The sequence below is a fragment of the Dickeya zeae NCPPB 2538 genome (genome assembly GCF_000406165.1).
Taxonomy (GTDB): domain Bacteria; phylum Pseudomonadota; class Gammaproteobacteria; order Enterobacterales; family Enterobacteriaceae; genus Dickeya; species Dickeya zeae.
Window position 1 is genome coordinate 607,434 of record NZ_CM001977.1, and the last position, 24,159, is coordinate 631,592.

General features: G+C 53.5%; 17 protein-coding genes and 1 pseudogene. 17 read left to right on the forward strand and 1 reads right to left on the reverse strand.

Annotated features, from left to right (window positions below; genetic code table 11):
• The first annotated feature begins 87 nt into the window (after nucleotides 1-87).
• The 5 genes from DZE2538_RS21080 (at nucleotide 88) to DZE2538_RS02815 (ending at nucleotide 5,720) form a co-directional block, all read left to right on the forward strand.
• Nucleotides 88-261, forward strand: a complete 174-nt coding sequence (locus tag DZE2538_RS21080; RefSeq protein ID WP_012883299.1) for a hypothetical protein — start codon at nucleotides 88-90, stop codon at nucleotides 259-261.
• Nucleotides 262-510: 249 nt separating this feature from the next.
• On the forward strand, nucleotides 511-1,920 hold the full coding sequence (uxaC, locus tag DZE2538_RS02800; RefSeq protein ID WP_026357804.1) for a glucuronate isomerase: 1,410 nt from the start codon (nucleotides 511-513) through the stop codon (nucleotides 1,918-1,920).
• 178 nt (nucleotides 1,921-2,098) lie between these two features.
• Nucleotides 2,099-3,550 carry a tagaturonate reductase gene (locus DZE2538_RS02805; RefSeq protein WP_019843772.1) on the forward strand — a complete coding sequence of 484 codons (1,452 nt, stop codon included), beginning with the start codon at nucleotides 2,099-2,101 and terminating at the stop codon, nucleotides 3,548-3,550.
• A gap of 18 nt (nucleotides 3,551-3,568) precedes the next feature.
• Entirely contained in the window at nucleotides 3,569-5,059 is a 1,491-nt protein-coding gene (locus DZE2538_RS02810) for a UxaA family hydrolase (protein ID WP_023638880.1), read from the forward strand.
• A 112-nt stretch (nucleotides 5,060-5,171) separates the two neighbouring features.
• Complete coding sequence (locus tag DZE2538_RS02815; protein WP_038915538.1) at nucleotides 5,172-5,720, forward strand: YgjV family protein; 549 nt, start codon at nucleotides 5,172-5,174, stop codon at nucleotides 5,718-5,720.
• Between the two features lie 118 nt (nucleotides 5,721-5,838).
• Here the strand turns inward: DZE2538_RS02815 and DZE2538_RS02820 are convergent, their stop codons facing one another.
• Nucleotides 5,839-6,792, reverse strand: a complete 954-nt coding sequence (locus tag DZE2538_RS02820) for a TerC family protein (protein ID WP_038915539.1) — start codon at nucleotides 6,790-6,792, stop codon at nucleotides 5,839-5,841.
• Between the two features lie 450 nt (nucleotides 6,793-7,242).
• Between DZE2538_RS02820 and rlmG the strand changes: the two genes are divergently transcribed.
• From rlmG to DZE2538_RS02880, 12 genes and pseudogenes are all read left to right on the forward strand, one after another.
• A complete protein-coding gene (gene rlmG, locus DZE2538_RS02825) occupies nucleotides 7,243-8,403 on the forward strand; it encodes a 23S rRNA (guanine(1835)-N(2))-methyltransferase RlmG (RefSeq protein ID WP_038915540.1) in 1,161 nt (386 codons plus the stop codon).
• An 83-nt stretch (nucleotides 8,404-8,486) separates the two neighbouring features.
• Nucleotides 8,487-8,783 carry an MbeD/MobD family mobilization/exclusion protein gene (locus tag DZE2538_RS02830; protein WP_023638883.1) on the forward strand — a complete coding sequence of 99 codons (297 nt, stop codon included), beginning with the start codon at nucleotides 8,487-8,489 and terminating at the stop codon, nucleotides 8,781-8,783.
• A 425-nt stretch (nucleotides 8,784-9,208) separates the two neighbouring features.
• The gene (locus tag DZE2538_RS02835; protein WP_038915541.1) at nucleotides 9,209-10,156 is read left to right on the forward strand and encodes a pectate lyase family protein; all 948 of its coding nucleotides are present in this window, start codon (nucleotides 9,209-9,211) and stop codon (nucleotides 10,154-10,156) included.
• 146 nt (nucleotides 10,157-10,302) lie between these two features.
• On the forward strand, nucleotides 10,303-10,893 hold the full coding sequence (uhpA, locus tag DZE2538_RS02840; RefSeq protein ID WP_019843778.1) for a transcriptional regulator UhpA: 591 nt from the start codon (nucleotides 10,303-10,305) through the stop codon (nucleotides 10,891-10,893).
• A complete protein-coding gene (gene uhpB, locus DZE2538_RS02845) occupies nucleotides 10,893-12,404 on the forward strand; it encodes a signal transduction histidine-protein kinase/phosphatase UhpB (protein ID WP_038915542.1) in 1,512 nt (503 codons plus the stop codon). Before uhpA ends, uhpB begins: the two co-directional genes overlap by 1 nt.
• A complete protein-coding gene (gene uhpC / locus DZE2538_RS02850; protein WP_038915544.1) occupies nucleotides 12,404-13,780 on the forward strand; it encodes an MFS transporter in 1,377 nt (458 codons plus the stop codon). Before uhpB ends, uhpC begins: the two co-directional genes overlap by 1 nt.
• A 195-nt stretch (nucleotides 13,781-13,975) precedes the next feature.
• Nucleotides 13,976-15,367, forward strand: coding sequence for a hexose-6-phosphate:phosphate antiporter (uhpT, locus tag DZE2538_RS02855; protein ID WP_019843781.1), 1,392 nt, complete (start codon nucleotides 13,976-13,978; stop codon nucleotides 15,365-15,367).
• Nucleotides 15,368-15,629: 262 nt separating this feature from the next.
• Complete coding sequence (gene spy / locus DZE2538_RS02860; protein WP_038913130.1) at nucleotides 15,630-16,103, forward strand: ATP-independent periplasmic protein-refolding chaperone Spy; 474 nt, start codon at nucleotides 15,630-15,632, stop codon at nucleotides 16,101-16,103.
• A gap of 242 nt (nucleotides 16,104-16,345) precedes the next feature.
• Nucleotides 16,346-17,395, forward strand: coding sequence for an FAD:protein FMN transferase ApbE (gene apbE, locus DZE2538_RS02865; protein WP_038915545.1), 1,050 nt, complete (start codon nucleotides 16,346-16,348; stop codon nucleotides 17,393-17,395).
• Between the two features lie 614 nt (nucleotides 17,396-18,009).
• Nucleotides 18,010-20,786: pseudogene (locus DZE2538_RS02870) on the forward strand (flavocytochrome c).
• 91 nt (nucleotides 20,787-20,877) lie between these two features.
• Entirely contained in the window at nucleotides 20,878-21,858 is a 981-nt protein-coding gene (locus tag DZE2538_RS02875; protein WP_038915546.1) for an FAD:protein FMN transferase, read from the forward strand.
• Between the two features lie 552 nt (nucleotides 21,859-22,410).
• The gene (locus DZE2538_RS02880) at nucleotides 22,411-24,060 is read left to right on the forward strand and encodes a methyl-accepting chemotaxis protein (protein WP_038915547.1); all 1,650 of its coding nucleotides are present in this window, start codon (nucleotides 22,411-22,413) and stop codon (nucleotides 24,058-24,060) included.
• Nucleotides 24,061-24,159: the final 99 nt, after the last annotated feature.

Here is a 24,159-nt window from a genome sequence, read left to right on the forward strand (position 1 = left end):
TCTCTCCGAGTGTAATTACCGCAACGAATACCGTTATCAGTCTGCTGCGATAGGTGTCGACCACGCTGAAAGTGACGGAGCGCTTCTATGCACCCCGGTCAAAACCTGCGGGAGTTGCCGCCTGGCCGGTTGCCCTGCCGCCGGGCACAGCTGGCGGGCTGCGACGGCGATCCCGCCGTACGCGTTTATTGTTTTCCGGTGGGGTTCAACCTGGTTGACGATATTGAGATTGAATCCCCTCATCAGGCAGCGCTACAATAATTTGTCATACCAATTTAAAAGTTGAGTGATATCACAAAACCATTATTTTGCTGGGGAATAAAATAATCTGGCCGACAAACAGGGCCTCCTGAGGCGGTGAAAGCGTAAAAATGGTGTAATTGAAAGCGATTTCTGTCATTTTTGAGATCATGACCTCACTAATGATGTAGGTTATTGCAGATAATTGGTGTGATATCTTTGTAATCGTGACCGCGTTTTGGTTGGCAAATGTAGTGTGAGGAAGCGAACATGCCCCAGTTTTTAAGTGAAGATTTTTTGTTGGATACTGAGTTTGCCCGTCGGCTGTATCATGAATTTGCAGCGGATCAGCCTATTTTTGATTACCACTGCCATTTGCCGCCTGCGCAGATTGCCGAGAATTATCGCTTTAAAAACCTGTATGACATCTGGTTGAAGGGTGACCATTACAAATGGCGTGCCATGCGTACCAATGGTGTACCAGAGCGTTTTTGTACTGGTGACGCCAGCGACTGGGAGAAATTTGAAGCCTGGGCTGCTACCGTCCCGCACACCATCGGTAACCCGCTGTATCACTGGACGCACCTGGAACTGCGCCGTCCATTCGGCATCACCGGCACACTGTTGTCGCCGTCTACCGCTAAAGACATCTGGAACCGCACCAACGCACTGTTGGAACGTGATGAGTTCAGCGCTCGTGGCATCATGCAGCAGATGAACGTCAAAATGGTCGGTACCACCGATGACCCGATTGATGACCTACAGCATCACAAAGCGGTGGCTGAAGATAAAACCTTCTCCATCAAAGTGCTGCCGAGCTGGCGTCCGGATAAAGCCTTCAATATCGAACAGGCGACGTTTAACGACTATATGGCGAAGCTCGGTGAAGTGTCTGATACCGATATCCGTCGTTTCAGCGATTTGCAGGCCGCGCTGACCAAACGTCTGGACCACTTCGCCGCACACGGCTGTAAAGTGTCCGACCACGCGCTGGACGTGGTGCTGTACGCCGACGCAGATGAAGCCACACTGGATGGCATTCTGGCTCGCCGCCTGTCCGGCGCGACCCTGAGTGAACACGAAGTGGCGCAGTTCAAAACCGCGGTACTGGTATGGCTGGGGGCTGAATACGCCCGTCGCGGCTGGGTACAGCAGTATCACATCGGTGCGCTGCGTAACAACAACCTGCGCCAGTTCAACCTGCTGGGCCCGGATGTGGGCTTCGATTCCATCAACGACCGCCCGCTGGCGCAAGAGCTGTCGCGTCTGCTCAGTAAGCAGAATGAAGAAAACCTGCTGCCGAAAACCATCCTGTACTGCCTGAACCCGCGTGATAACGAAGTGCTGGGCACCATGATCGGTAACTTCCAGGGGGAAGGGATGCCGGGCAAGATGCAGTTCGGTTCCGGCTGGTGGTTCAACGATCAGAAAGACGGTATGCAACGTCAGATGACACAACTGGCGCAACTGGGCCTGCTGAGCCGCTTCGTCGGTATGTTGACCGACAGCCGTAGTTTCCTGTCCTACACCCGCCATGAGTACTTCCGTCGCATTCTGTGCCAGATGATCGGCCGTTGGGTGGAAGACGGCGAAGCGCCGGGCGACCTGCCGTTGCTGGGCGAGATGGTGAAAAATATCTGTTTCGATAACGCCAAAAATTATTTCGGTATCGAGTTGTAAGAAAAAGGGAGGACGGGCCCGTCTCGGGCCCGTCTGTCAATGTGGTGATTTCGGGCTGGCGCAGGGTGCTGAATCTGCCGCCCTGACGCTGTCGTGCTGACCTGACGCTGTTTAATGATCTGATGGCTGTACCGACTGGCGTTTGTCCCGAAGTGTCGTGTTCTGAGGTAGCTTGTTAATGCAAACGCTTAATCGTCGTGATTTTCCTGGCCGTCGTCATCCTGACCGCGTTATTCAATTTGGTGAAGGCAATTTCCTGCGCGCCTTTATTGACTGGCAACTGGATCTGTTGAATGAACATACTGATCTGGATGCGGGTATTGTTGTGGTTCGTCCGATTGATACCGATTTCCCTCCTGCTCTGGATACCCAGGATGGGCTGTATACCACCATTATTCGCGGCCTGAACGAACAGGGTGACGCGGTGCGCGAGCCACGCCTTATCCGCTCGGTTAACCGTGAAATCAACGTGTACCGTCAGTTTGATGAGTATCTGGCGCTGGCACATGACGCCAACATCCGTTTTGTGTTTTCAAACACCACGGAAGCCGGTATTAGCTACCATGCTGATGACAAACTGACTGACACGCCGCCAGCCAGCTTCCCGGCGAAGTTGACCCGCCTGCTGTTCGAACGCTTCAACCATTTTAATGGCGCCGCCGATAAAGGCTGGGTGCTGCTGCCGTGCGAATTGATTGATTACAACGGCGAAAAACTCAAAGAACTGGTGTTGCGTTATGCGGCGCAATGGGCGCTGCCGGCTGCGTTCACCACCTGGCTCAACGAGCACAACACCTTCTGTTCAACGCTGGTGGACCGCATTGTGACGGGCTATCCGCGCAATGAAGTGGACGCGTTACAACAGGAGCTGGGTTATCAGGACACCTTCCTGGATACCGCTGAGTACTTCTATCTGTTCGTGATTCAGGGGCCGCAATGGCTGGCGGAAGAACTGCGCCTGAACCAACTGAAACTGAACGTACGCATTGTTGATGACATCAAGCCGTATAAAGAGCGCAAGGTGGCCATTCTGAACGGTGCCCACACCGCGCTGGTGCCGGTGGCGTTTCTGGCAGGCCTCGATACCGTGGGCGAATCGATGAATGATGCCCAGATAGGCAAATTTGTCGAAACCACCATTGCCGAAGAGATCGTACCGGTACTGGATTTACCACATGACGAGCTGATGTCGTTTGCCGAGGCGGTACTGAGCCGTTTCAGAAACCCGTTCATTCAGCATCAGTTGCTGTCTATCGCCCTGAACGGCATGACCAAATTCCGTACCCGCATTCTGCCGCAACTGTTGATGTACCGTGAACGTCATAACGCGTTGCCCAAGCGCCTGACGTTTGCGCTGGCGGCGTTGATTGCGTTTTATCGCGGCGAGCGCAACGATGACCGCTATCCGTTGCAGGACGACGCCCACTGGCTGGAGCGTTACGAAGTGCTGTGGAGCGGCGTGCGTGCCGGTACCACGTCGCTGGCGCAGGTGGTGAACGCCGTGCTGAGCGATGCGGAACACTGGGAGCAGGATTTGACGCTGGTGCCCGGTCTGGCGGCGCTGGTCACCGAACAACTGCAGGCTATCGTTGAGCGCGGCATGCGCGATGCGTTAGCAGGTTATTGCTAATCGCATAAGGTCGTCCCCATGCAGAGCATCATTAAAATTCACTCACTGGACAATGTCGCCGTTGCCTTGCGCGATCTGGAACAGGGCGAGACGGTGTCGGTTGGTGATGTCACCCTGGCGTTGCCGCAGGCGGTGGCGCGCGGGCATAAATTCGCCCTCAAGACGATTGCGTCAGGCGAGATGATCGTGAAATACGGTCTGCCGATTGGTCATGCACTGGCGGCGATTGCCGCAGGTGAGCACATCCACTCTCAGAACGCGAAAACCAACCTGAGCGATCTGGATGAATACCACTATCAGCCGGAGTTCATCAGTCTGCCGGAGCAGATGGCGGATCGTGAAGTGCAGATTTACCGCCGTAAAAACGGCGACGTCGGGATCCGTAACGAATTGTGGATCCTGCCGACCGTCGGTTGCGTCAACGGTATCGCCCGTCAGATCCAGCAGCGTTTCCTCAAGGAAACCCATGACGCGGAAGGTATCGACGGCGTGTATTTGTTTACCCACCCGTTCGGTTGTTCGCAATTGGGTCAGGACCATGAAAATACCCGTACCATGCTGCAAAACATGGTGCGCCACCCGAACGCCGGGGCGGTATTGGTGATTGGTCTGGGGTGTGAGAACAATCAGGTGTCCGCGTTTCGTGACACGCTGGGCGAGTACGACGCCGATCGCGTTAACTTCATGATCTGCCAGCAGCAGGAAGATGAAGTAGAAGCCGGTCTGGAACGCCTGCACCAGTTGTATCAGGTGATGCGTGACGATCGCCGTGAGCCGGGTAAACTGAGCGAGCTGAAATTTGGTCTGGAGTGCGGCGGTTCGGATGGGCTGTCTGGTATTACCGCCAACCCGCTGCTGGGACGGTTCTCTGATTATCTCATCGCCAACGGCGGCACGACGGTGCTGACCGAAGTGCCGGAAATGTTCGGTGCCGAACGTATTCTGATGAGCCGCTGCCGTGATGAGAGCACATTCGAGAAAACCGTGCATATGGTCAATGATTTTAAACAGTATTTCATTGAACATAACCAGCCGATTTACGAGAACCCATCGCCAGGCAACAAAGCAGGTGGTATCACTACGCTGGAGGAGAAATCCCTCGGTTGTACCCAGAAAGCCGGGCAGAGCAAGGTGGTGGACGTGCTCAAGTATGGTGAGCGCCTGCATACGCCGGGGTTGAACCTGCTGAGCGCGCCGGGTAACGACGCGGTGGCGACCAGTGCGCTGGCCGGTGCAGGATGCCATATGGTGCTGTTCAGTACCGGTCGCGGTACGCCTTACGGCGGCTTTGTGCCGACGGTGAAACTGGCGACCAACACCGAACTGGCGCAGAAGAAACCGCACTGGATCGATTTTGACGCCGGGCGTCTGATTCATGGGATGTCGATGGATGAGCTGCTGTCGCAGTTTGTTGAGCTGATTGTCGAGATAGCCAACGGTAAACTGGCGAAAAACGAAATCAACGACTTCCGCGAACTGGCGATATTTAAGAGCGGTGTAACGTTATAAAACCGATCGTGATAAGCCTGGCGTTGTAAATCTAAACGATTTCACATAAAATAAAACGGCGTTTCATTATTTGAACGCCGTTTTTTCATCATGGCGCTTTAAGGCAGGAATCATGACTTCTTACGTGTTTGCCCAGGCTGTTGGTGTACTGGCTTTTTTTGTCGGTATCACCATGTTTTTCAACCGCAGTGAAAAAAAATTCAAAATCCAACTCTCCGTCTATAGCGCGGTTATCGCCTGCCATTTCTTCCTGATGGGCGCGAACGCGGCAGGCATCAGTGCTCTGCTCAATTCAGGCCGTACATTAGTGACCCTGAAAACCAGCAATATCGTGGTGATGTTCGTGTTTATCGCCCTGACGCTGTCGCTCGGGTTGCCGGGCGTAAAACACCCGATGGAACTGTTGCCGATTATCGGTACGGTGTGCAGTACCTGGGCATTGTTCCGTGCACACGGACTGACGACCCGTTGCATCATCTGGTGTTCGACCGCGCTGTGGGTGACACACAATATCTGGTTGGGGTCGATTGGTGGCTCGTTGATCGAAGCCAGTTTTCTGGTGATAAACGGCTTCAATATCATCCGCTTCTGGCGTATGCAGCGTAACGGTATCGACCCGTTCAGGGTGGATGAGCCGCACTCTTCTACCAAAAGTGCCTGAGAACATCTACCAAAAGCGCCTGAGAACCGCGCCTGAAAAAAGAACCCGACACACCTAAAAAATGCCCCGTCTTCAGACGGGGCGCGTAGCGTGATAGGGCGACGTTGACAGGATGGCGTTACTGTCCGGCGCGCCGGTTAACCCAGATGTTGATAAGGATGGTGACCAGCAGGATAGCGGCCACCACGCTGAGTGAAATGGCGACGGGAATGTGAAACAGGTCTATCAGCATCATCTTGATGCCGATGAACACGAGGATCACCGCCAGACCGTATTTCAGCATAGAGAACTTTTGTGCCACGCCCGCCAGCAGGAAGTACATGGCGCGCAACCCTAAAATGGCGAACAGGTTTGACGTCAACACGATGAACGGGTCGGTGGTGACGGCGAAAATCGCTGGGATACTGTCTACCGCGAAGATGACATCACTGATTTCCACCATCACCAGCACCAGAAATAGCGGTGTGGCGTACAGCAAGCCGTTCTGTCGGATGAAAAAACGATCGCCTTGCAGGGTGTCGGTCATTCGCAGGTGACCGCGTAGCCAGCGCACGACCGGTTTCTCGCCGATGGCGGCGTCGTCTTCTTTCGCCAGCGCCATTTTAAGCCCGGTTATCAGCAGGAACGCCCCAAACAGGTATAGCAGCCACTGGAACTGAGAAACCAGCCAGCTACCGGCAAACACCATGATAGTACGCAGGACTATCGCCCCCAGTACGCCATACACCAGTACCCGGCGCTGATACTGCGCGGGGATGGAAAAATAGCTGAATAGCATCAGCCAGACAAACACGTTGTCGACGGCCAGTGCTTTTTCAATCAGGTAACCGGTAAAGAACGCCAGTGCCTGAGCATCGGCCACATCGCGGCCTGCCGTACCGCTGAGATACCACCAGAAGCCAAAGTTGAACAACAGTGAGAGACTGACCCACACCAGCGACCAGACGGCGGCCTGTTTAAACGTCATCACCGTCGAGCCTTTCTTGCCCTGATAAAACAGGTCAATAGCCAGCATGATTACCACGATGATGGCGAAGCTGCTCCACAGCAGCGGGGTTCCTATCGTTACCATAACAGTATCCTTTAGTGCCTTTCCCATGAGGAAGTGTGTTCTGGCCCAGTTGTCAGAAAACAAAACGGCCTGTGTCAGAAGGCACAGGCCGTTTGCTATTCACTATGCTGCAAATGGACCTCGCCTGCTGGCAAGGTCTCACTTACAACTTAATGCGGATAAAGTCATTAAGGTTGCCTGGTAACCGAGTGCGCTTGCACTGTAATGACGATTAACCAGCGAGAAGTTACTCCCCTTTGCACGACAAAAGATAGGATAGCTTCTGTACAGGGTCAACCCCTGGCTTGCCACGCATGACAATCTGATGCGTTCATGTACACCGCAATGGCCTGATACCTCAGTATAATAGAGCGTAGAGGTAACGAACTGTCCTACGTTGCCGGAAAACCATTTACTGCGACGCTGTTTTAAGGGATAAACAGCGCCAGATTTTGTATTGCAGGAGAGGCCATGAGCCAACTTGAGCTGGAAACACATAACCTGACGCTGGTCCGCTACCCGCAGTCTGAACGTGAATCATTGTTGCAGGCATGGGAAGCGGCGGATGAGTATCTGTTGCGGGAACTGGCGACGATGCCGATTGGCCCCGGTCCCTGGCTGATTTTCAACGATGCGTTCGGTGCACTGGCCTGTGGCTTGCAGTCGCAGGCACCTTATTGCATCAGCGACTCGTTCCTTAGTCAGTTGGCGACCCGACATAACCTGTCGCTCAATGGTTACGCGCCGGAGTCGGTCACGTTGCAAGACAGTCTCTCCCCATTGCCGAGCGCACCGGCACTGGTAGTGTTGAAAGTGCCGAAAACGCTGGCGTTGCTGGAGCATCAATTGCGCCAGTTACGGGAGGTGGTGACGCCGCAAACCGTGATTATCGCAGGGGCGAAAGCGCGTGATATTCACACTTCTACGCTGCAACTGTTCGAGCAAATTCTGGGGCCGACCCGTACCTCGCTGGCATGGAAAAAGGCCCGCTTGATTCACTGTCAGCCACAAGCGCGTGTTATCGATGACAACCTGGTGGACAGCAACCCGGTGATAACGGTCTGGCCGCTGGATGAGGCCGCCAGTCCTATCCACAATGCTCGTATTCATAATTACGCCAACGTTTTTTCCCGCAGCGGGCTGGATATCGGCGCGCGGTTTTTTATGCAACATCTGCCAGAGCAACTGGACGGTAAAATCGTTGATTTAGGTTGCGGCAATGGCGTGATTGGATTGACTGCGCTGGCGCTGAACCCGCAGGCATCGGTCAGCTTTTTCGACGAGTCTTATATGGCGGTGGCTTCCAGCCAGCGCAATGTGGAAGACAACCGGCCGCAGGATAGGGACCGCAGCAGCTTTGTCGTGAACCATGCACTGGCAGGCGTCGGCCCGGATAGTCAGCAGACGATACTGTGTAATCCGCCGTTTCACCAGCAACAAGCGATCACCGATGACATTGCCTGGCAGATGTTTGTTGATGCGCGTCGTTGTCTGACGGTAGGTGGGGAGTTGCGGATAGTCGGCAACCGTCATCTGGATTATTTTCACAAGCTGAAACGGCTGTTTGGCAACTGCCAGAACGTTGCCAGCAATGCGAAATTCGTCGTGCTGCGCTCGGTGAAAACCCGGTGATTCCGAATGGCATTTGTTGTCGCACGGGACTGTCATTATAATCCGCAGGTTACGTCAGAGAAGGCACGTCAGAAGGAACCCCCATGTGTATCGAAGAGTTGGAATCACGGCTGGAAAGCGCATTGCAGGCGCTGGAGGCCAGTGTCAGCCGACAACAGCAGATCTGGCAGCGCGACTATCAGCAGCTCCACGTGCAACTGATACAGGCGCGTCAGCGCGAAGCGGACTTGTGCGCCAGAATCAATGAGCTGGTGACCAGGGTCAACATGATGGATCAGTCCCCTGAACGTAATCCGTTATTGCAGAAAATTAATCTGATCCGTGCCCATCTGGACGCACTGGCCAACGAGGCTGCGGCGTTTTATCGTTCTCTGCCCTGACGAGTGGTCAGGGCAGAACTGTTTTATTTTTGGTATTATTATTGTTGGTAATTATATTTGTTTTTTATTTTCCTGAATGGATTAATATTTTATTTATAATTTAATTGTCTTCTTTGTTTTTTCTTTTTGTATGTGTTTTTTTGAGGGGGGTATACTGTCCGTTGTGCAGTAAGTGAGCCAATACTAAAATAATGAACGTCATAAATTCCTGTTGTAGGGTAAATATGTCTGAATTATCAGGCAAGAAAAAAGAGAGCCCTTCTCTTTTTATTCATTCATCTATACCCAAATTAGTTCGAGTTACAGAAAAGCAGCAATTGAGTGCATTCTCGTGAGCTTATTCTGGTAAGTCTCTGGGGTAAGTAAACACAGCCAACGCACCTGTAACCTGAAGTATGGCGGGATATTTCGACAGGAGCATTATTATGGCCTATCCAACTACTGGCACTTCCGGTATGGTCGGTTTTGCAAAAGCGGGCGGCACCACTGGTGGTGTCGGCGGTACTGTGGTTTCGATTACCAGTCTGAGCGACCTGAAAACCCATGTGGCGGGAACAGATGCGAAAATTCTGGTGATTAATGCCAATATCAGTGCCAGCGCATTAACCAAGGTATCGCTGGGGGCGAATAAATCGATTATTGGTTCTTATAGCAGTAATACGCTGACCAATATTCATTTTCGCAGTACGTCGAGTTCGAAGAATATTATTTTTCAAAATCTGACGTTTAAACATACCAGCACTATCAACGGTAATGACGATATTCAGATTTACCTCACGAGCGGTAGTAAATACTGGCTGGATCACCTCACTTTCCCTGGCCACGATTATACGCTGACCGACGGTGGACTGGATAAACTGATTTATATCGGAGACAAAGCCGATTACATCACCATTAGCAATTGCCTGTTTAAAAACCATGAATACGGATTGATCTTAGGTTATCCGCAGGATGGCAGCAGCAATGGTTCCACTTACGACGGTTACCCTCACCTGACTATTTGCCACTGCTATTTCAGCAATATCTACGTGCGCGCGCCGGGGTTGATGCGTTACGGCTATTTCCACGCCTATAACAACTTCATCGACAAATACCAACTGGGGTTCACACTGGCACAGAATGCCAAGATTGTGTCCGAATATAACTATTTTGGTACTACCAGCAGCAGTAACAAAGGGATGCTGGACGACAAAGGGAACGGGACGTTTACCGATACCGGTAGTACACCGTCCATTACCAACCAAACCTCGTCGGCCAGCAAGTGGACGCCGTCCTCCAATTACAGTTACACGTTGAAGACGGTTTCTGAGGCCAAAACCTTTGCCCAGAAATACGCTGGGGTACAAAGCAGTAGCCTGACTTTCGGCGGATAAGCGAGACTCACGGGCTGGCGACAGCCCGTTTTTACTCATTCCCTGATAACGTCATGTTGGGTAGCTCAATACCTGATTGCTCACCCCTTGAACGCACCAGATCTTAACGCTAAGGTAAGTGCCTCCCTGTCGCCCCAGGTTTAACCATGATTACCCTTGCCCTGATTGATGATCATCTTATTGTCCGTTCTGGTTTTGCCCAATTGCTGGGGCTGGAGCCCGATATGCAGATAGTCGGGGAGTTCGGCTCCGGGCGCGAGGCGCTGGCGGGATTGCCGGGGCGGGGGGCTCAGGTGTGTATCTGTGATATTTCTATGCCCGATTGCACTGGGCTTGAACTGCTTAGCCAACTTCCGAAGGGGATGGCGGTGATTATGCTGTCGGTGCACGATAGCCCGGCACTGATTGAGCAGGCGCTGAATGCTGGCGCGCGTGGTTTTCTCTCTAAGCGTTGCAGCCCGGATGAACTGATTGCCGCCGTGCGTACCGTGGCGGGTGGCGGGTGTTATCTGACGCCGGATATCGCCCTGAAACTGGCGTCCGGCAGGCGGGATCCCTTGACGCGTCGCGAACGCCAGGTGGCGGAAAAACTGGCGCAGGGGATGGCGGTGAAAACCATCGCTGCAGAGTTGGGGTTGTCGCCAAAAACCGTTCACGTTCATCGCGCCAACCTGATGGAAAAACTGGGCGTCAGCAATGACGTGGAACTGGCCCGACGCATGTTTGATGGTTGGTGATGCGCCCGATTGTCACCTGGCTCATTGCCGCTTTCGCCAGCAGTTTTATCTTTTGCGCCGCGTGGTTTTGCCTGTGGAGCATCAGCCTGCATCTGGTTGCGCGCCCGGATCTGGCGGTGTTGCTGTTTCCTTTCGGTTTGCGGCAGGGGTTGATGCTGCAATCGCCACGTCGTTTCTGGCCGGTGTTGCTGGCGAGCGAATGGCTGTTGCTGGTCTGGCTTGCAAATGAAGTCGCGTTGACTCATCTCCCGTTGTTGTTAACGGGCAGCATACTGGCGTTGCTGCCGGTGATGCTGGCATCCCGACAGGCCCGTCAGGATGACTGGCACACGCTGCTGTTGCAAGGCGGTGCGCTGATTGCAGCCGCGTTGTTGCAATCCCTGCCGTGGCTTGGCCACAGTGAAGACTCACTGACCGTGTTATTGCTAACGCTGACCGGTGGGCTGACGCTCTCGCCGACTTGTTTGCTTATCTGGCATTACCTGTCCAGCTCGACCTGGCTACCGCTGGGGCCATCGCTGGTGTCGCAGCCGGTGAACTGGCGTGGGCGTCATCTGCTGTGGTATCTGCTGCTGTTTGTGGTCAGTCTGGGGCTGCAACTGGGGCTACCGGCGGATTTGTCGCGCTTTACCCCGTTTTGTCTGGCGCTGCCGATCATCGCGCTGGCCTGGCATTATGGCTGGCAGGGGGCGCTGATTGCCACGTTAATGAATGCGATTGCGCTTATCGCCAGCCAGACCTGGCATGAGCATCCGGTGGATTTATTGCTCTCGTTGCTGGCTCAGAGCCTGACCGGGTTATTGCTCGGTGCGGGTATCCAGCGCTTGCGTGAACTGAATGTGTCGCTGCAAAACCAACTGGCGCGTAATCGCCGTCTGGCGGAACGCCTGCTGGAGATGGAGGAATACGTGCGACGCGATGTCGCACGGGAATTGCATGACGATATTGGTCAGACGATAACCGCCATTCGCACACAGGCGGGTATTCTTCAGCGGCTGGCCCCGGAAAGCCGCCATGTCCGTCAAAGTAGCACGCTCATTGAGCAATTATCGCTGAGTGTGTATGACTCGGTGCGGCGATTGATGGGGCGTTTGCGCCCGCGCCAGTTGGACGACCTCACGCTGGAACAGGCGGTACGTTCGTTGATGCGCGAGATGGAGCTGGAAGAGCAGGGGATCATCAGCCACCTCGACTGGCATATCGACGAAGCGTCGCTCGGTGAAGGGTTGCGGGTCACGCTGTTTCGCGTCTGTCAGGAAGGGTTAAATAATATTGTCAAACACGCCAACGCCAGTGCGGTGACGCTACAGGCCTGGCAGCAGGATGAACGCCTGATGCTGGTTATCGAGGACGACGGTTGCGGGCTGCCGCCCGGCTCCGGTTCGGGTGGGTTTGGTCTGCTTGGGATGCGTGAGCGCGTGAGCGCGCTGGGTGGCACCCTGCAACTTTCCTGTACTCACGGTACGCGTGTCACCGTCAGTGTGCCGTTGTCTGCCAGCAAGGAGTCTTGATGTCCGGCTTCCCTCACCCCCGTTTCTCCCTCATCCGGTTCCTGAATATTCCCGCCAGCGCACCGCCGCTGCGCGACCGTCAGGCGATTGACGACACCTATCGTTACTGGCGTCGTCATATCCTGATTACGCTGTATCTGGGCTATGCGCTGTTTTACTTCACCCGGAAAAGTTTTAACGCCGCGGTGCCGGAGATCCTCGCCAGTGGGTTAATGGCGCGCACGGATATCGGGCTGTTGGCCACGTTATTTTATGTGACATACGGGGCGTCGAAATTCCTGTCGGGTGTGGTGAGTGACCGTTCCAATGCCCGCTATTTTATGGGGATGGGGCTGCTGGCGACCGGCGTGACCAATATTTTGTTTGGCTTTTCCTCATCGCTGTGGGCGTTTGCGACATTGTGGATGGCGAATGCCTTTTTCCAGGGCTGGGGCGCGCCGGTATGCGCCAGACTGCTCACCAGTTGGTATTCGCGCACCGAGCGTGGCGGCTGGTGGGCGCTGTGGAATACGGCGCATAACGTGGGTGGCGCGGTGATCCCGATGGTGGTGGGGGCGGCGACACTGCATTACGGCTGGCGCGCCGGGATGATGATCGCCGGAACGCTCGCGATCGCCGCCGGGTTGTTTTTATGCTGGCGGCTACGTGATAAGCCGCAGACGCTTGGTCTGCCGCATGTCGGGGAATGGCGGCAGGATGCGCTGGAGATAGCGCAACAGCAGGAAGGCGCTGGCTTGTCACACCGGGAGATTCTGCATAAGTATGTGTTCACTAACCCATACATCTGGCTACTGGCGTGCTGTTACGTGCTGGTGTACGTGGTGCGCGCCGCCATTAACGACTGGGGCAACCTTTACATGTCGGAAACGCTGGGGGTGGATCTGGTGACAGCGAACTCGGCGGTGACCATGTTTGAGCTGGGCGGGTTTATCGGCGCACTGGTAGCCGGGTGGGGGTCGGACAAAGTGTTTAACGGCAACCGCGGCCCGATGAACCTGATTTTTGCCGCTGGCATTTTGTTGTCTGTCGGCTCGTTGTGGCTGATGCCATTCGCCAGCTATGTGATGCAGGCTACCTGTTTCTTTACCACCGGGTTCTTCGTTTTTGGCCCGCAGATGCTCATCGGCATGGCGGCGGCTGAATGTTCTCACAAAGATGCTGCCGGTGCAGCCACCGGGTTTGTCGGGTTGTTTGCCTATTTGGGGGCGTCGCTGTCGGGCTGGCCGCTGGCGCGTATCATGGACATCTGGCACTGGACCGGTTTTTTCGCGGTCATTGCCGTCGCGGGCGGCATCTCTGCACTGTTGTTACTGCCTTTCCTGCGTGCGTCGTCGCCGCGAACCACAGCAGATGTCGCGCGAACAGATGTAGTATGAGCAGATGTAGCATGAACCGATATAGCGTGATTCGCTTCACCCTTTTCCTCTGAACCGGCAAAAACCGGGAAAATTTCCTAGTTTAAGCAGGACGTTCCCTCAAGCCCGTGGTGTTAGGGCTTCTTACAATGTGGGCGAAAAGATCACTGCGGGTCGCAAGGCCGCAGGCTATCCCGTCCCGTAAGAGGAAACATCATGCTTAACTTTTTAACCCAGGTGCGTCGCCCGACGCTGGATTTGCCGCTCGATGTGCGGCGAAAAATGTGGTTTAAGCCGTTCATGCAGTCTTATCTGGTGGTATTCATCGGCTACCTGACCATGTATTTGATCCGTAAAAACTTTAACATCGCTCAAAATGACATGATCGGCACCTATGGGCTGAGCATGACGCAGCTTGGCATGATTGGTCTGGGCTTTTCGATAACCTACGGCGTGGGTAAAACACTGGTGTCCTATTACGCCGACGGTAAAAACACCAAGCAGTTTCTGCCGTTTATGCTGATCTTGTCGGCGATTTGCATGCTCGGTTTCAGTGCCAGCATGGGAACCGGTTCCGTCAGCCTGTTTTTGATGATCGCGTTTTATGCGCTGAGTGGGTTCTTCCAGAGTACCGGCGGGTCATGCAGCTATTCCACGATTACCAAGTGGACGCCACGCCGCAAGCGCGGCACCTATCTGGGGCTGTGGAATATTTCCCATAACCTCGGCGGTGCGGGGGCCGCCGGTGTCGCTTTGTTCGGTGCCAACTATCTGTTCGACGGCCATGTCATCGGTATGTTTATTTTCCCGTCTATCATCGCCTTGGTTGTCGGCTTCATTGGCCTGCGGTTTGGCAGTGACTCACCGGAATCCTACGGCTTGGGAAAAGCAGAGGAGCTGTTTGATGAAGCTATCTCTGACGAAGACAAAGAAGCCGAGGACGGCACCATGACCAAATGGCAGATCTTCGTCGAGTACGTGCTGAAAAATAAAGTGATTTGGCTGCTGTGTTTCTCCAATATCTTCCTGTACGTGGTGCGCATCGGTATCGATCAGTGGTCCACGGTGTATGCCTATCAGGAGCTGAAGTTACCGAAAGCTGTCGCCATTCAGGGTTTCACCCTGTTTGAAGCCGGTGCGCTGGTGGGAACGTTGTTGTGGGGCTGGCTGTCGGATTTGGCGAACGGCCGCCGTGGACTGGTTGCCTGTATCGCGCTGGCGCTGATCATCGTCACGCTGGGGGTCTATCAGCATGCCAGCAACCAGTATGTTTACCTGTCGTCGCTGTTTGCGCTGGGCTTTCTGGTGTTCGGCCCACAGTTGCTGATTGGCGTAGCCGCCGTTGGGTTTGTACCGAAGAAAGCCATCGGCGCTGCGGATGGTATTAAAGGTACCTTCGCTTACCTGATTGGTGACAGTTTCGCCAAGCTGGGTTTGGGCATGATAGCCGATGGCACCCCGATTTTCGGGCTGACCGGCTGGGCGGGAACGTTTGCCGCGCTCGATGCCGCCGCTATCGGCTGTATCTGCCTGATGGCGATGGTCGCTGTGATGGAAGAGCGCAAAATCCGCCGTGAAAAACATCTTCGTCAGACGCAAACCGCCTGATAAACATCGCGTGGTCGGGCGTTAACGAAAAGGCAGAGTGATTGACCACCCTGCCTTTTTCTCATTCTGGCGTGTTGCTTACGCAATACTTCCGCTTTCTCCACAATTGGCGCAATTGTGAATATCTCCCTTGCAAACCTTTACCCTGACTCTCGGTTAACTGAATTTCACCGACCTATACTGCATCGCAAAGGTTGATGCATTACAGGTTGACGCACTGTGGTGTGTTGATAATTAAAACCGTAACGTGAAGGAAGGTCTTATGTCTAAATTAACCGTGATTATGATTGCCTCTGCACTGGCGCTGAGTAGCGCCGGGTTCGCCCACGCTCAGGATACCACCCCGCCGGATCAGGGCGGACGCATGATGAAACATCATGACGGCGCGCGTGGCGAACGCGGCATGGAGGAAAACATGATGTTCAAGGGGCTGAACCTGACTGATGAGCAGCGCCAGAAAATGCGCGACATTATGGCGAATGCGAAAAAGGATCGTGAACGTCCTTCGCCAGAGCATCGTGCGCAATGGCACAGCCTGATTGCAGCTGACAGTTTTGATAAAGCCAAAGCGGAAGCAGTGGTCAATAGCATGGTCGAGGCCAACAAAGCCCATATGCTGACTCGTCTGGAGATTCAGAACAAAATGTACAACGTGCTGACGCCGGAACAGAAAAAGCAGTTTAACGACAATTTTGCCAAACACCAGCAAGAACCCGCTGCACCGAAAGCGCCGTAATCACGGTAACAGGATCTCATCGAAACGCGCCCTGGGGCGCGTTTCTTTTTTTGTGGCGGACAAAGGGGGCAGTGGAAAACACGGGGCTCAGGTCGTAAAGCGGTCGGATGACTTTGACAGGCAGAAAGCACGATGTTGCGCCGATCTCTTGCGTTCAGACAGGTTTTTTCCCATCAGCACTTTTCAATCACCCGTTCTTGCTCTATCAATAGCGCGTCATTGTGATTCAAGGAGTGCTGTTCATGGCGTCTTTCGCCCTAAAATCCGTTCTCTTTCTCGGTGTTCTTGGCGTGCTGAGCGCCTGTAAACCGCAATCATCCGCTGAAAATTCGCGCCCGTTTACCACCTTTGAAGGTAAAACCATGGGCACGTTCTATAGCGTGAAGATAAGCGGGGCGTTGCCGGAAAGCAGCCAGCAGTTGCAACAGGAAGTCGATGCGTTGCTGGAGCAGGCGAACAACGAGATTTCCACGTACCGTAGTGATTCGGTTTTATCCCGTTTTAACCGCTACGTTGGGACAGACCCTCAGCCAATCAGTAACGGCATGGCGGATATTATTCTGGCCGCACAGCGTATCGGCCGGGCAACCGGCGGGGCGATGGATATCACGGTAGGGCCGCTGGTTAACCTGTGGGGGTTCGGGCCGCAGAAGCAGCCGACCAGGGTACCCAGCCAGCAACAGATTGATGAGGCGCGGCATAAAGTGGGGCTAAACCACCTGCGTCTGATCAGTAATAATCAGGGCGAATGGCTGCAAAAAGATCTGCCCGATATGTATGTGGATCTCTCCACGCTGGGCGAGGGATACGGCGCTGAGTTGCTGGCGCAACTGATGACCCGTAAAGGCATCACCAATTATCTGGTGTCGGTCGGCGGGGCGATTTCCAGTCGAGGTGTCAACGGTCAGGGACAACCCTGGCGGGTCGCTATTCAGAAACCCACCGATAAAGAAAACGCGATTCAGGCCGCGGTTGACCTGCAGGGCTACGGTATCAGTACCTCCGGTAGTTATCGCAATTATTTCGAGCAGGATGGCAAGCGCTACTCTCATATCATCGACCCGGCTACGGGGCGGCCGATTACCCATCAGTTGGTTTCCGCCACCGTGATTGCCAGAACGGCGCTGGAAGCCGATGGCTGGGATACCGGGTTGATGGTGCTGGGCACCGAAAAAGCGTTGAAGCTAGCGGAACAGCAGGGACTGGCGGTTTACCTGATTACCAAAACCGATAAAGGATTTGAGGCGGTGATGACCCCGCAGTTCAAGGCGTTTTTGTTACCGACGCCATAAGGCTTGTCGATGCGATAAGTTTTATTGACGTTATAAGCCTTCCTGATGCCTGATGGTTTCCTTCAGGCGTCGGGTTTGGGAAGATGTTTTATTACGGGCACTGGACAGATAAAATAAAGCACCGAAATACGAATCGCCATGATTTCATGCTAACCCCCATGAGTGGATTTTTATTTTACGGTTAATGATTATGAACCGGTGTTTTATTTATTAGAGGCAATTTGTCATATTTTTTTCTGGTGTTGACCCTGCTGTTACCGCTTTCGCAAACCCTGTTCTCCTGCCACCGTTATGCTTAGCGCCAAAGCCGTCTTCTGGCGCATGATGCCTTCGTCAGCCCCTTGCTGTCTCATGTCATCGTTTTTCTTGCTCAGGTAAATGAAGCGTTACCTTATTTAAAATAAATGTGAACAACTTATTTTCCCTTTTACCAGGCTTTAAACAACACGATGACATAATAGTGGTTTATTAGTTAATTAACTAAATTGATTATTTAGAAACTAAAAAGCCAATCATATTAACGCTATGACATCGGCCCATTAAGAAAAATCAAAAACAATAAACCGATAACCCATTCAAAGCCTATAAAACATTGGTAATTTATGGAGTCTCTTATGAGCGTTAATAACCAGGTATTCAGTCCGTTTACCTTGCCTAACGGCGTCGAACTTAAAAATCGTCTGCTGATGGCACCGATGACCACCTGTACCGGCTTTTATGACGGTACCGTCACCAGGGAACTGGTGGAGTACTATCAGGTGCGTGCCGGTAGTATCGGGGCGGTGATCGTGGAGTGCTGCTTTATCGACGATAAAGGGCTGGCATTTCCGGGCGCCATCGGTATCGACCACGACAATAAAATCGCCGGGCTTGCAAAAATCGCCTCTGCCATCAAGGAGAAAGGCTCAAAGGCTATTTTGCAAATCTACCACGGCGGTCGCATGGTGGAGCCGAAACTGATTGGCGGACGTTCACCGGTTGGGCCCAGTGCAGTGGCCGCACCGCGTGAAGGCGCAGCGGTGCCGCTGGCGCTCACGGGCGAGGAAGTCGAGGCGATGATCGCCAAATTTGGCGAAGGGGTACGCCGTGCGATTGAAGCAGGGTTCGACGGCGTGGAAATCCACGGTGCCAATACTTATCTGATTCAGCAGTTTTACTCACCGAACTCCAACCAGCGCACCGACGAATGGGGCGGTAGCCGCGACAACCGTGCCAGATTTCCGCTCGCGGTGCTGGATATCACCCACAAAATGGCGCGCCAGTACGCGGACGCTTCTTTCATCATTGGCTATCGCTTTTCACCGGAAGAAATCGAAGAACCGGGCATCCGCTTTGACGACACCCTGTACCTGTTGGAGAAACTGGCGGCTCGCGGGCTGGATTATCTGCATTTCTCCATGGGGTATACCCTGCGTTCTTCCATCGTCGATACTACCGATCCTACCCCGCTGATTGGTAAATATGTCGCGATGCGTTCTGACACGCTGGCTAAAGTACCGGTTATCGGCGTGGGCGGGGTGGTTAATCAAGCCGATGCCGATGCCGCGCTGGAGCATGGTTACGATCTGGTGGCGGTAGGGAAAGCCTGCATTGCTTACCCGGACTGGACCGATCGGCTCATCAGCCAGCAGAAAATCGATTTGTTTATCGACAGCACCCAGCGTGAGACCCTGACTATTCCAGAACCGTTGTGGCGTTTCTCACTGGTGGAAGCGATGATCCGCGATATGAGTCTGGCGGCGAAAAAATTCAAAGCTGGCGTTTTTCAGGAAACCGTACAGGATGATGTCGGCGAGCTGGTTATTAACATCAGTCTGGAAACGGACCGCATCGCCGATGTGACACTTGCGCCCCATGCGCAGTTGCATACTGAATTTGTCAGCAGCTTTGAGGTGATTCGTTCCCGAATTCTGGAGGCAAACAGCCCGCATGTGGATGCTGTGACTGGCGCGACGGTGCAAAGTGAAGCGGTGAAAAAAGCCGTCTCCAAGGCGCTGGCCCGCTCCTGTAAGGCGGCGATTGTGGAGGAGGGCGGCGACCCGGCTGAGATGGATTGTTACGACGTGGTGGTGATCGGCAGTGGTGGAGCGGGCCTGGCGGCGGCGATTCAGGCCTGTGACGACGGTGCCCGCGTGCTGATTGTCGAGAAAATGTCCAGCATCGGTGGCAACACCATCAAAGCGTCTGTCGGCATGAATGCGGCAGGCACGCGTTTCCAGAAAATGCGCGGTATTGTTGACGACAAGCAGCGTTTCTACGAGGAGACTCTGAAAGGCGGTAAACAAAAAATAACCCCGATTTGCTGAAACGATTCGTCGAAGGTGCGCCGATGGCGATCGACTGGCTGGCAGAGCGTGGTATCGAACTGAACGACATTACTATTACTGGCGGCATGAGCGTGGATCGTACCCACCGACCGGCAGATGGCTCGGCGGTTGGCGGTTTCCTGATCAGTGGGCTGGTCAAAAATATCAATAAGCGCAACATCGATGTCATGCTGGAAACCGCGGTCATCGATATCCTCCACGACGCCGGAGCGGTGACCGGAGTGCGGGTGCAGAGCGAAGACAACGAGCAACTGACCATCGCCACCAAAGGGGTGATCGTTGCCACTGGCGGTTTCAGCGCTAATCGCGACATGGTACTGAAATACCGCCCGGATCTGGATGGTTTTGTCACCACCAATCATAGCGGTGCGACTGGTTGTGGTATTGCCATTCTGGAGAAGGTCGGTGCGGATACGGTGGACCTAGGCGAGATCCAGATCCATCCCACGGTGGAGCAGAACACCTCGTATCTGATCTCGGAATCCATTCGCGGCGGCGGTGCGATTCTGGTGAATCAGCAGGGCCAGCGCTTCTTTAACGAAATGGAAACCCGTGACAAGGTGTCGGCGTCAATCATCGCTCTGCCGGAGAAGTACGCTTATATCTTGTTTGATGAGCAGGTGAGGGCGAAAAACAAGGCAGCGGACGAGTATTTATCCCGTGGTTTTGTGGTGAGTGCGGCCTCTCCACGTGAACTGGCGGATAAACTGGCTATCGATGCTGATGCACTACAAGCGACGCTGACGCGCTATAACCGCTTTGTTGAAAAACGGCATGACGACGATTTCGGCCGCCAAACCGCGCTGCGTCATCCGCTCAATCAGGGGCCGTTTTACGCTATTCGCATCGCGCCCGGTGTACATCACACCATGGGCGGTGTGGTGATCAATACTGATACCGCCGTGCTGGACCGCAAGAAACGGGTGATTCGGGGCGCTTTCGCTGCCGGTGAAGTGGTGGGCGGTATCCACGGTGGCAACCGCATCGGCGGTAACGCCATCGCCGATATCATTGTGTTTGGCATTCAGGCAGGCCGTAACGCCGCGACTTACGTGCGCATGTAAGTACGGGGCTCGTGTCAGTCTATCATTCCAACCTGCGTCAGCCCTCGCTGCTGACGCAGGCTCGATGTGTTTTTCTTCAGAGGTACCCGCTATGTCGCCAGAGGATCGGATGTATACCTATTCCACCGTGCTGATGGGGTCGCCCATCCTGCTCAAATTGTTTGAACCGAATGAAGCACTGGCATTGCGGGTGTTTGGTCGCATTAAACAACTGGAAGATGTGTTGACCGTTAATCGGGCTAACTCTGAGGTGATGGCTATTAATCAGGCGGCAGGAAAACACCCGGTTGTCGTCAGCCCGTGGTTGTTTAACCTGATTACGCGGGCCAGAGAGGTCAGCCTGCTGGAAGGCAGTTGCTTTAATGTCACTATCGGACCGGTGGTAAAGCGCTGGAAAATCGGCTTTCAGGGCGAAAGGGTGCCGCCTGCCGATGAGTTGCGTGCGTTACTGGCGCTGACCGACCCTCGTCACGTCATTCTTGATGCCAAGGCGCGCTCGGTATGGCTGGAAAAAGCAGGGATGGAAATCGATTTAGGGGCGATAGCGAAGGGCTATATTGCGGATGTTACCAGGCAATTTCTCTACCAGCACCACGTCTATCATGCGCTGATCAATCTGGGCGGGAATGTCCTGGCTATCGGCAGACCGCAAAGCGCCCATCAGGCCGCCTGGTCGGTGGGGTTACAAAAGCCGTTTGGCGAGAGTCATGAACTGCTTGGGCTGATACAGGTAGTGAACAAGTCGATAGTGACATCCGGTATCTATGAACGATATTTCACATTTGAGGGGCGCATTTATCACCATATCTTTGATCCCAAAACAGGTTATCCACTCGATAATGAAATACTGAGCGTCACACTCATCACCGATGCGTCTATTGATGGAGACATTTATACCACGCTGCTTTATGGCATGGGGGTAGAAAAAGGGCTGGCTTATCTCTCGCAACGCTCGGATATTGATGCCATTTTTGTCACCAGAGATCAAAAAATAGTCCTTTCATCACAACGTCATTGTGTATTTTTACAATTAGATACAGATTATTTGGTGGTGATAGCAGGGGATGAATAATGAAAATAAATTTAATAAATGGAGTATTGTCTGGTTGTTTAAAATATCACCCAGTATTAATTTAACTGAATAATGGCGTGAAGAATTTCCATAGTGTGATTGATTTCTGATTTAAATGGTTCACTGGCTGGATAATCGATTTCTTAAATCGTCATAGGGTTTTATTCCCCTGATAACGATGTAGGTTATTTGGGCTGACATCCGACTTTTCGATAGCGTAATTCCCTCTATTTACCCCCCTCCCATTTATTTTGTTTATCCCTGAAAACGGGGTGGTTTTTTGTAAAAAAATAAATAACATTAAATATCAATACGTTATTATTGTTTTCATGGCTTCATAACATGTGGCTCACGGTCGGCGTTGCTGTGGTTCCACACAGCAGGATACTTTTTTATTAAATATCTTTGTGATAATGCTATTCACTCCGTACGTTATGTGTTTTTTAATTCCGTCGCCTACAGATGGGATGTTGAAACGCGTAGGTTTATATCCTGGTGTTCGTTTCATCCACCAGCTTTTATTTTGGATAATCAATAGTAAGACGGACTGTTATGAATAATATTAGAATTGGCACACGGCTTTGGATGGCATTGGGTTTCATGATGCTGCTGGTTATCATTATGGCATTGAGTAGTATCAGCCGCCTGCAATCCCTCGGCAATACAACCGTATCGATTACAGACAACATTTACGCTAACGTTGACGCCGCCTCTTCAATCGGCTTCTTCACCGCTGATATGAGTCGGCTTGCTCGCAATATCATTCTGATGGATGACCCGGAAAGAAAAGCGGGTTTCTTACGCGATTACAATACAGAAAAAAACCAGATCAACGTGATGACAGAACTGCTGCGAAACCACGTTGAAACCGACAAAGGCAGAGAGATTTTTACGGCCATGCAACGTAACGGCGAGCAGTTCTTCCCGTTTATTGATGATGTTGTGGCGCTGGGGATGCAGGGTAAAAAAGAAGAGGCGACCCGACTTCTTTTCGGCCCCCGCTATCAGAGCCAGATTAGCTACATGGCGGCATTAAAAGAGATGGTGCAATTCCAGCGTAAAAGGATGAGCGACGGCGCAGCGCGAGTCATTAATGAGCGTGATAACGCAGTGATATTACTAGCGGTGACCACCGCTATTGCATTACTCCTGGGGATATTCTTTGCGTGGGGGATCACCCGCAGTGTGACCCGTCCTCTACAGCAGGCACTGCTGTCGGCGCAGCGAATCGCCCGTGGTGACCTGAGTGGCGACGTGCCGACAGGGAGCCGGGATGAAACGGGCCGGTTGCTCAATGCGATTGGCGAGATGCAAGAATCCCTGACCCGCACCGTCAGCACGGTAAGAAGCAATGCCGAGAGCGTGGCATCGGCCAGCATGCAGATAGCACAGGGCAATAGCGATCTGTCACAACGCACCGAAGCGCAAGCCAGTGCGCTGGAACAAACGGCATCGACGATGAGCGAACTGGGTATTACGGTAAAAAATAACGCCGACAGCGCCCGCGAGGCCAGACAGCTGGCGGTAAACGTTCAGCGTGTTGCCCGGGAAGGGAGTGACGTCACGTCTGAGATAACCAGCACCATGCAATTGATAGACAGTAGCTCCAGACGTATTTCGGACATCACGACGGTTATCGATGGTATCGCTTTCCAGACCAATATTCTGGCGCTGAATGCCGCCGTGGAAGCGGCCCGTGCGGGAGAACACGGCAAAGGCTTCGCCGTTGTGGCAAGCGAAGTGCGAAGCCTGGCGCAGCGCAGCGCGACGGCATCAGGTGAAATTCGGCAGTTGATCGCCTCCAACGTGGAAAACGTGGATCGCGGCAGCGAGCTGGTCAGCCGGGCCGGCGAAACCATGACCGGCATCGTGACCGCCGTGGGGCAACTGACGGACACAGTCGCGGAAATCAGCGTTGCCAGCGAAGAGCAAGCGCGGGGTATCGAGCAGGTTGGCGTGGCGCTGAGCGGGATGGATCAAACCACACAGCAGAACGCAGCGCTGGTTGAGGAGTCAGCTTCGGCGTCACAGAGTCTGCAAGAGCAGGCAACACAGCTTCTGCAGTCTGTATCGGTGTTCAATATTGGCACGTTTGCTGCCGCACCGGTGTCGCTGGCGCCGCCTTCCGTTGCCAGACTGAGTAAGCCGAAATCAACGACAGCGCTACAGAGCACAGCAACAGAAGGCTGGACGCGTTTCTAATCCAACCTGAATCGCGTGAGCGGTGATGGCGCAAATGCTGCAGGTAAAAAATATCAGCGTTTGCGCCATGCATCCTGAGCAAGGGTAAACAGTAGGCTG